The organism is Methylorubrum podarium (assembly GCF_022179745.1).
Taxonomy (GTDB): Bacteria; Pseudomonadota; Alphaproteobacteria; order Rhizobiales; family Beijerinckiaceae; genus Methylobacterium; species Methylobacterium podarium.
Map to the genome: position 1 here is coordinate 1 of NZ_BPRD01000530.1, position 1,804 is coordinate 1,804.

The 1,804-nt window shown below is 75.7% G+C and carries 4 protein-coding genes; all 4 read left to right on the plus strand.

Annotation, left to right across the window (positions count from 1 at the left end; translation table 11 throughout):
• The coding region (locus tag MFF42_RS22810) for a phage tail assembly chaperone (RefSeq protein WP_373875212.1) at nt 1-283 on the plus strand (283 nt) is incomplete at its 5' end.
• Complete coding sequence (locus MFF42_RS22815) at nt 280-915, plus strand: phage tail tape measure protein (RefSeq protein ID WP_238257978.1); 636 nt, start codon at nt 280-282, stop codon at nt 913-915. The genes MFF42_RS22810 and MFF42_RS22815, both read left to right, overlap by 4 nt.
• Nucleotides 916-926: 11 nt before the next feature.
• Entirely contained in the window at nt 927-1,568 is a 642-nt protein-coding gene (locus tag MFF42_RS22820) for a DUF2460 domain-containing protein (protein ID WP_238257980.1), read from the plus strand.
• Nucleotides 1,569-1,578: 10 nt separating this feature from the next.
• A partial coding sequence (locus tag MFF42_RS22825) for a baseplate hub domain-containing protein (RefSeq protein WP_238257982.1) occupies nt 1,579-1,804 on the plus strand: 226 nt, incomplete at its 3' end.

Consider the following 1,804-nt stretch of genomic DNA (forward strand, 5'->3'; position numbering starts at 1 on the left):
TCGGCGACGCGCTGGTCGCCGCCTTCGGCGAGGCCCCGCCCGCGGACCCTTGAGGCTCACGGGAAGCACCGCGCCGGAGACGCCCGTCTCCGCCTTCCCGTGGGACGCGGTGCTGACGCTCGGTCTCACGACCCTGCGCTGGCGCCCGCGCGACCTCTGGGCGGCCACGCCCCGCGAACTCGCCGCCGCGGCGGGCCTGATCCGGCCGGCGCCCGATGCGCCGAGCCGGGCCGACCTCGACCGGCTGCTCGCCGCCCACCCCGATCCAAGGCTTCCGCGATGACCGACAGCGACCGCAGCACGGCCGAGCGCGCCAAGCAGCTCGAAACCTTGGACAAGCTGGCCCAGCGCTTCGGGCAGAGCCTGTCCTCGGCCTTCGACCGCAACCTCAATGCCGGGCGCCAGCTCGACGGTCTGCTGGCCTCGCTGGCGAGCAAGCTCTCCAATGTCGCGGTCAAGGCGGCGCTGGCGCCCGTGAAGGCGGGGGTCAGGAGCCTCGTCAACAGCCTGCTGAGCGCGGCGACGGACCCCGGCGAGACGACGGCGCTGGCCAGGGGCGGTCTCGTCGCGGACGGGCGGATCGTGCCGTTCCGACGTGGTGGCGTCCTTGGCGGCCTCGTCGGCGGCGGGCGGGTGCGGCCCTTCGCGGCCGGCGGTGTCGTCGCCGCGCCCACCTACTTCCCGCTTGCCGGCGCGCAGGGCACCGGCCTGATGGGCGAGGCCGGCCCGGAGGCGATCCTGCCGCTCCGCCGCGGCAGCGACGGCCGCCTCGGCGTCGCCGCGGGCGGGGCCGAGCGGCCGGTCGCGGTCACCGTCAACATCGCGACCCCCGACATCGAGGGCTTCCGCCGCTCCGAGGCCCAGGTCGCCGCCCGCCTCGCCCGCGCGGTCGCCCGCGGCCGGCGGGCGTTGTGAGGAGCACCGCGATGGCATCCGACTTCCACGAGGTGCGCTTCCCCCTCGACGTGTCCTTGCGCGGCAGCGGCGGGCCGGTGCGGCGGACCGAGATCGTCACGCTGGCCTCGGGGAGAGAGCACCGCAACAGCCGCTGGGCCGATTCGCGCCGCCGCTACGATGCCGGGCTCGGCATCCGCACCCTCGACGCCCTGCACGCGGTGCTGGGCTTCTTCGAGGAGCGGCGCGGACGGCTCTACGGCTTCCGCTACCGCGACCGGGTCGATCACCGCTCCGGGCCGCCCTCGCAGCCCGTCGCGCCGACCGATCAGCGGATCGGCAGCGGCGACGGCGCGACCCGCGTCTTCGCCCTCGCCAAGACCTACGGGAGCGGGCCGGACGCCTATCGCCGGGCCATCGCCAAGCCGGTGGCCGGCAGCGTGCGCGTGTCCGTGAACGGCGTCGAGGTACCGGCCCAGATGGTTTCCGTCGATCCGACGACCGGGCAGGTCACCTTCGCCGTCGACGCGGTGCCGCCACCGGGGGCCGCCGTCACCGCCGGCTTCGAGTTCGACGTGCCGGTCCGCTTCGACACCGACGAACTGACCGTCGACCTCGCCGCCTTCACCGCCGGCGAGGTGCCGCGGATTCCGCTGATCGAGATCGTGCCCTGAGGGGAAGCCGATGCGCGCCGTCCCGCCCGCTCTCGCCGCGCGCCTGGAGGGCGGCGCGACGACGCTCTGCCGCTGCTGGGCCCTGCGCCGCCGCGACGGTCTCGTCCTCGGCTTCACCGACCACGACCGCGACCTGACGCTCTCCGGCGTGACCTACGCCGCGCGCAGCGGACTGGAGGCGGCCGAGGCGAGCGCGGAACTCGGCTTCGCCATCGGCGGCGGCGAGGTGGCCGGCG